This is a genomic window from Bacteroides sp., from assembly GCF_029057325.1.
Taxonomy (GTDB): domain Bacteria; phylum Bacteroidota; class Bacteroidia; order Bacteroidales; family Bacteroidaceae; genus Bacteroides.
In genome coordinates, this window is record NZ_JAICZW010000067.1 from 1 (window position 1) to 7,128 (window position 7,128).

At 45.6% G+C, this 7,128-nt stretch carries 6 protein-coding genes; 4 read left to right on the forward strand and 2 right to left on the reverse strand.

The features are described 5' to 3' along the window. Window positions 1-185 precede the first annotated feature (185 nt). A complete protein-coding gene (locus tag K2G43_RS04210; RefSeq protein WP_300153106.1) occupies window positions 186-893 on the reverse strand; it encodes a methyltransferase in 708 nt (235 codons plus the stop codon). 169 nt (window positions 894-1,062) lie between these two features. Between K2G43_RS04210 and lon the strand changes: the two genes are divergently transcribed. From lon to K2G43_RS04225, 3 genes are read left to right on the forward strand one after another with little or no spacing between them, the layout of a single operon-like run. Continuing rightward, the gene (gene lon, locus K2G43_RS04215; protein ID WP_297643930.1) at window positions 1,063-3,534 is read left to right on the forward strand and encodes an endopeptidase La; all 2,472 of its coding nucleotides are present in this window, start codon (window positions 1,063-1,065) and stop codon (window positions 3,532-3,534) included. Then, window positions 3,531-4,661, forward strand: coding sequence for a tRNA guanosine(34) transglycosylase Tgt (gene tgt, locus K2G43_RS04220; protein WP_297643931.1), 1,131 nt, complete (start codon window positions 3,531-3,533; stop codon window positions 4,659-4,661). Before lon ends, tgt begins: the two co-directional genes overlap by 4 nt. Next, window positions 4,658-5,794 (forward strand): LptF/LptG family permease, encoded by a 1,137-nt coding sequence (locus K2G43_RS04225; RefSeq protein ID WP_297643932.1) that lies wholly within the window; start codon window positions 4,658-4,660, stop codon window positions 5,792-5,794. The genes tgt and K2G43_RS04225 overlap by 4 nt, the downstream gene beginning before the upstream one ends. Before the next feature lie 433 nt (window positions 5,795-6,227). Here K2G43_RS04225 and K2G43_RS04230 read toward each other — a convergent pair whose 3' ends face one another. Then, entirely contained in the window at window positions 6,228-6,728 is a 501-nt protein-coding gene (locus K2G43_RS04230; RefSeq protein WP_300153109.1) for a thioredoxin-like domain-containing protein, read from the reverse strand. Window positions 6,729-7,007: 279 nt separating this feature from the next. Here K2G43_RS04230 and K2G43_RS04235 point away from each other — a divergent pair. Further along, the coding region (locus tag K2G43_RS04235) for an ACT domain-containing protein (RefSeq protein WP_300153111.1) at window positions 7,008-7,128 on the forward strand (121 nt) is incomplete at its 3' end.

The window sequence follows — 7,128 nt, forward strand, 5'->3', positions numbered from 1 at the left end:
AATCCGGATGCAATCCGCTTTTCCAAAGCCTTCCCCATTATCCTGATAATCTTCAGTCGCCCACAATATGTTACTGACAGTTGACCTGTCATGGAGAAGTATCTCAAGAAGTTGCTTATCATAAGCCAGAAGTTCTTCCTCTATTATATCTATTTTATTAATGTCAATCATCGTGACTCCCTTTGTTACATGTTCAAATAGAAATCTTTGGTAAGCGCCCTATATTCGTCGCTATATCCGCCGTGTGCGGCTTCGATGCACAACCTCTCTTCTTTACAGGGTTTCATCTCAAAGCCGAAGGTCAGCAAAACACGGCGACACGGCTTTCCGGGCTTGGTGAAAACTTGCAGGCGATGTGACAGGAAAAGACGATGGCCCCATGCGGTGTCAACGACCTTTTTTTCGACTTCCGCAGGAATAATGATGCTTACCCGTCCTTGCTCCTTGAGCAGAGAGGACGAACGGCTGAACAGCAAGTCATAATTCAGCCCCCCTGTATGCCGTGCCATGCATCTTTGTCCGTCCGGACATTTCAGCGCATCTACAAAATAAGGAGGATTGGAAACAAGGAGGTCAAACCTGCTTTCCGGACAATAATCTCGAAAATCCTGACAGATTACTTCCACTCTATCGGCCCATGGAGAACGGGAAACGTTTTCCGCTGCTTGTTCGGCAGCGGCAAGGTCTATTTCGATGGCGGCAATCCGGGCTTGCGGACTTCGCTGCGCTAACTGCAAGGCTATTAATCCGGTACCGGTTCCTACATCCAATATATTCTCAGCCTTTTCTACAGGCGCCCACGCTCCTAAAAGGACTCCATCCGTACCGACTTTCATGGCACACTTATCATGAAAAACAGTAAATTGTTTAAACTGAAAAAACGATTTTGACATCTTTATCTTCTTTAATCGGTTCCAAAAATAATCAAAGCTTGCCGATTTACTGCAAATTTGGCACTGTTTTTGTCTTTTTATAGAAGCAAGAGCGCCTATTTATAAAGAAAATAACTTAACTTTGCAGGCGAATTGGCCTGCCAATTTGACATAAACTAAAAAGAAAGAAATGAAGAAAAGAGATTACCTGAGTGATAACGAAGATAGAAGTGAAAACGTGTTCTCTGTAATTGCTGATTTTGAAGGAAATGAAGAACAACTGATGGATATTGACGTGGAGGAGATATTGCCGGTACTTCCTTTGCGAAACATGGTATTGTTTCCGGGTGTGTTTATGCCTGTAGCTATAGGAAGAAAATCTTCTATGAAACTGATACGTGAGGCCGAAAAGAAAAATTCCTATATAGCTGTGGTGTGCCAAAAAATTGCCGAAACAGACTCCCCTTTGTTTGAAGATCTGCATACCATAGGTACAGTGGCTAAAATCGTTCGTGTGTTGGAAATGCCGGACCGGACGACCACTGTCATTCTTCAAGGGGCTAAGCGGATGGAACTGAAAGAAATCGTGGAAACCACACCCTACTTGAGGGGACGTGTAACCACCCTCAATGAAGAGTTTCCCGAAAAGAACGACAAGGAGTTCTACGCTTTGGTGGAAGCATGCAAGGATTTGACGGTACGATACATCAAATCATCCGAAATGTTTCCGCAAGAATCGGCGTTTGCCATCAAGAACATCAACAACCCGATGTTTTTGGTGGACTTCATCTGCACCAACCTGCCGTTGAAAAAGGATGAAAAAATTGAATTGCTCCACTTTGACTCGCTGCGCGCACGTACTTACCGTTTGCTGGAAATCCTGAATCGGGAAGTACAGCTTGCCGAAATCAAAGAATCCATCCAGATGCGTGCCCGTGAAGATATCGACCAGCAACAACGCGAATACTTCCTGCAACAACAAATCAAAACCATTCAAGACGAGTTGGGCGGCGGCGGACAAGAGCAAGAAATCGAAGAGATGCGCCGCAAAGCGGAGACTATTAAATGGAGCGAGGAAGTGAAAGCGGTTTTCCTGAAAGAAGTAGATAAACTGGAACGCACCCATCCGCAATCTCCCGACTACAGCGTGCAACTGAACTATCTGCAAACGATGCTCAGCTTACCATGGGGGGTATATACCACCGACAATCTGAACCTGACGAATGCCGAAAAGACGTTGAACAAGGATCATTATGGTCTGGAGAAGGTAAAGGAACGTATTCTGGAACATCTTGCCGTACTGAAGTTGAAAGGTGATATGAAATCACCCATCATTTGCTTATATGGTCCTCCGGGAGTCGGTAAGACTTCGTTGGGACGCTCCATCGCGGCAGCTCTGAAGCGGAAGTATATCCGCATGTCTTTGGGCGGTGTACACGATGAAGCTGAGATACGCGGTCATCGCAAGACCTATATTGGCGCCATGCCGGGACGTATCATCAAGGGACTGATAAAAGCAGGATCTTCCAACCCTGTATTTATTCTGGATGAAATAGACAAAGTGGGAGCCGATCGTCAGGGAGACCCTTCCTCTGCCCTGCTTGAAGTACTTGACCCGGAACAGAACACCACATTCCATGACAACTTCCTGGATGTTGATTACGATTTGTCCAAGGTAATGTTCATTGCCACAGCCAACAATCTGAACACCATCCCCGGTCCGCTGCTCGACCGTATGGAACTGATTGAAGTGAGCGGATATATCACGGAAGAGAAGATTGAAATCGCCCGCCGCCACCTTGTCCCTAAGGAGTTGGAGGCGAACGGTATGAAGAAGAAAGACATCAAGATGTCCAAAAACACGTTGGAGACAATCATCGAGAACTATACGCGTGAAAGCGGCGTGCGTGAATTGGAGAAAAAGATCGGTAAGATTCTCCGTAAGTCGGCACGTCAATATGCCACGGATGGCTATTTCCTGAAATCGGAAATCAAACCGGATGATTTGCACGAGTTCCTTGGCGCCCCCGAATATACACGCGACAAATATCAAGGCAACGAGTATGCGGGCGTGGTTACCGGTTTGGCCTGGACTGCTGTTGGAGGCGAGATACTCTTTGTGGAAACAAGCCTGAGCCGTGGAAAAGGCGGTCGTCTGACATTGACCGGAAACTTGGGCGATGTGATGAAAGAGTCGGCCATGCTTGCATTGGAGTATATCAAGGCACATGCTTCCTTATTGAATCTGGATGAAGAGATTTTCGACAACTGGAACATCCATGTCCACGTGCCCGAGGGTGCCATTCCTAAAGACGGTCCGTCTGCCGGTATCACGATGGCCACCTCCCTTGCCTCTGCCCTCACACAGCGGAAGGTGAAAGCCAATCTGGCCATGACAGGCGAGATAACACTCCGCGGCAAGGTGCTCCCGGTAGGTGGCATTAAAGAAAAGATATTGGCAGCCAAACGTGCCGGCATCAAGGAAATCATCTTGAGTGACGAGAACCGCAAGAATATAGAAGAGATTCAGGAAATCTATCTGAAAGGATTGACATTCCACTATGTGAAAGATGTAAAAGAGGTATTCGCCATTGCACTGACCGACGAAAAGGTAGCCGATGCCATTGATTTGTCCATAAAGAAAGAAAAGAAAGCAGAATGACATTTGAGTTACAATATACAGACAGCAAGACGAATGCACGTGCCGGACTGATTACCACCGACCACGGGCAGATTGAAACCCCTATCTTTATGCCCGTAGGTACGCTGGGAACCGTAAAGGGCGTGCATTTGCCCGAATTGAAAGAGGATATCAAGGCGCAAATCATATTGGGGAATACCTATCACCTCTATCTGCGACCGGGACTGGAAGTTATCGAAGGGGCCGGCGGACTTCATAAATTCAACGGTTTTGATCGTCCGATGCTGACAGACAGCGGCGGCTTTCAAGTCTTTTCATTGGCAGGCATCCGGAAATTGCGCGAAGAAGGTGCGGAATTCCGTTCGCATATAGATGGCAGCAAACATATCTTCACGCCGGAAAAAGTGATGGATATCGAACGTACCATCGGTGCGGACATTATGATGGCGTTTGACGAATGTCCTCCCGGAGACTCCGACTATGAGTATGCCAAGAAGTCTTTAGGGCTGACACATCGTTGGCTGGACCGCTGTATCAAGCGGTTCAATGAGACGGAACCTAAATACGGCTACCGGCAGTCATTGTTTCCCATCGTACAAGGCTGTGTGTACAAAGACCTCCGCGAACAATCCGCTGAGTTCATAGCCTCCAAAGGTGCGGATGGGAATGCCATCGGTGGACTCGCCGTAGGCGAACCGGTAGATAAGATGTATGAAATGATCGAAGTGGTGAACGGCATTCTGCCTAAAGACAAGCCCCGCTACCTGATGGGAGTCGGCACTCCCGTCAACATTCTGGAAGGTATCGAACGCGGTGTGGACATGTTCGACTGCGTGATGCCGACCCGTAACGGACGCAACGGCATGCTGTTCACCAAAGACGGCATTATCAACATGCGTAACAAAAAATGGGAAATGGACTACTCTCCTATTGAGGCAGACGGTGCATCTTACGTAGATACCATGTACAGCAAAGCCTATTTGCGTCATCTGTTCCATGCTCAAGAGTTGCTTGCGATGCAGATTGCGTCCATTCATAATTTGGCTTTTTATCTGTGGTTAGTGGGTGAAGCCCGTAAACACATCATTGCCGGTGATTTCGCTACGTGGAAACCGATGATGGTGAAACGAGTATCTACACGGTTATGAAAAAGATTAATTGGAAGATATGGCAAGGCACCAAACTGCCGGGAAACAAATTCCTGATGCGGTTGGACTGGTACATCATTAAGAAATTCCTGGGAACGTATGTTTTTGCCATCGCATTGATCATCTCCATTGCGGTGGTATTCGACTTCAATGAGAAAATGGACCGCTTCATGTCTCACGAAGCGCCTTGGAGCGCCATTGTCTTCGATTATTATTTGAATTTCATCCCCTACTTCGCCAACTTGTTCAGCCCGCTGTTTGTGTTTATTGCGGTCATCTTCTTTACTTCTAAACTGGCGGAGAACTCGGAAATTATCGCCATGTTCTCTACGGGCATGAGCTTCAAGCGAATGTTGCGTCCTTATATGGTATCGGCAGCAATTATCGCTGTCGTGACATTTTGCTTAGGAGCTTATATCATTCCAAAAGGCAGCGTGACACGTATCAATTTCGAAGACAAATACTATAAGCCCCGTAAGAAAAATACAGCACGGAATATCCAGTTGGAAGTGGATTCGGGAGTGATAGCCTACATCGAACGCTTTGAAAATTACAGCAAGACCGGCTATCGCTTTTCTTTGGATAAGTTCAAAGATAAACAGCTGGTTTCGCATCTTACGGCACGTTCTGTCACATACGACACCACTGCTGTACACAAATGGATCATTAAAGACTACATGATTCGTCAAATGGACGGAATGAAGGAAAGTATCACGAAAGGTGAAAAGATAGACACCACCCTCTTCATGGAGCCGGCCGATTTCCTGATTATGAAAAACCAACAGGAGATGCTGACCAGCCCCCAGCTGAGCGAATACATAGACAGACAACGGCAACGCGGTTTTGCCAACATCAAAGAGTTTGAAATAGAATACCACAAACGAATTGCCATGTCGTTTGCCTCGTTTATCCTGACATTGATAGGTGTATCCTTATCATCTAAAAAGACGAAGGGCGGCATGGGGCTCCATCTGGGCATAGGTTTGGGATTGAGTTTCTCCTACATTCTGTTTCAGACCATCGCTTCTACCTTTGCCGTGAATGGCAATATGCCACCGGTAATAGCTGTATGGATTCCAAACCTGCTCTATGCGTTCATCGCTTTCTATTTGTATAAGAAAGCACCCAAATAAAAGGAATAGTTTTTTAAAGGTCAGGTTTACAATGCTAAAGCTGACCTTTAAAATTTTAAACCTGAACTTGACGGCTCTAAACCTCAGCTTGACACAGCAGAATAGAAGAACTCTTATGACTTGAAGTAGGAAAACGGGGCTGATAAGAGAAGAACAAGAAAAGAAAAACATCCCCGCTTCTGCCCGAAAACATTGCCGCTCGTCAACAAATACATCCCCGCTTTCGTCCGAAAACATTCAAAAAAATTCAGCATCGGCCGGAAACTAATAATCCCCTCCTGCACTTGTATTTCTACAAGCTCAAGAGGGGATTTTTGTTGTATTCATTTCCTCTTTTGTTCGTTTCTCCTTCATCGGCCAAAGGCTCCGGTTCAGGAAGAACACATTCACTTTCGTCTTACTGGTTTATCAAGCATCGCAATTGCGGGAAAGCTTAATTCAAGTAAGTGGAAAGTTCTGCAGCAGAGATGTTTTTGGCTACAATTACACCATTATCATCCAATAAATAGTTAGTGAATCCACGGCCTAAGCGATACTTCTTGAACAGGCCGGAAGATTCGCCCTTCGTCTCCACGAAACAAGTGGGCGTAACTATTTGGTCCTTACGAATGGTTTCTTCAAAGATGGATTTGTATTCATCAAATGAAATAGAAACCATTTCCACATCATTACGGGCAGTAGAACGAAGTGCATTGCTCAAACTGGTGTTCTGCATCCGGGATTGCGCATCGTAACTTGCCCAAAAGCTAAGCAACACATACTTGCCTTTCATGGTTGAAAGCTCAAGCTTTGATTGCTCGGCCGACATCGTTTGGATTGTAAAATCCGGGGCGATATCACCCACATTCAAACCTCCGGTGGGTTTGTCTTTTCCTACAAAAGAAGTCAAGGAACTGATTAGTAATACAACAAAAATCCATTTTACATGTCTCATGCAATACGGTTTTGGTTAATACTATCCGGGCCTGTCCTTTCAACAGTGATTTCTTCCCGGAACATTGTCTTCAAACTTTGCATAAACGGACAGAATCCATTGATAGTCAAAGCCTTTAATCCTGAAATCGGTTGCAAAGGTAAGTAATTCTTAGACTATCTTCCAAATAAACAAACAATTTTCTCACTTTTTTAGCCTAAAATTTTATGTTATTTAGCATAAATAGCGGAGATTTTCCCTATATTTGTAGTCGATAATCTCATAATAAAAGAAAGACTTATGCAACCATTAACCACAGAACTCATCCTGATTCGTATTACAGGGGAAGACCGTCCGGGCCTGACGGCTTCTGTAACGGAGATTTTGGCCAAATACGACGCGGCTATTCTAGACATCGGCC

Coding starts and splice junctions, on each gene's coding strand:
- K2G43_RS04210 (WP_300153106.1), bottom strand. CDS start 893: ATGTCAAAATCGTTTTTTCAGTTTAAACAATTTACTGTTTTTCATGAT.
- lon (WP_297643930.1), top strand. CDS start 1,063: ATGAAGAAAAGAGATTACCTGAGTGATAACGAAGATAGAAGTGAAAAC.
- tgt (WP_297643931.1), top strand. CDS start 3,531: ATGACATTTGAGTTACAATATACAGACAGCAAGACGAATGCACGTGCC.
- K2G43_RS04225 (WP_297643932.1), top strand. CDS start 4,658: ATGAAAAAGATTAATTGGAAGATATGGCAAGGCACCAAACTGCCGGGA.
- K2G43_RS04230 (WP_300153109.1), bottom strand. CDS start 6,728: ATGAGACATGTAAAATGGATTTTTGTTGTATTACTAATCAGTTCCTTG.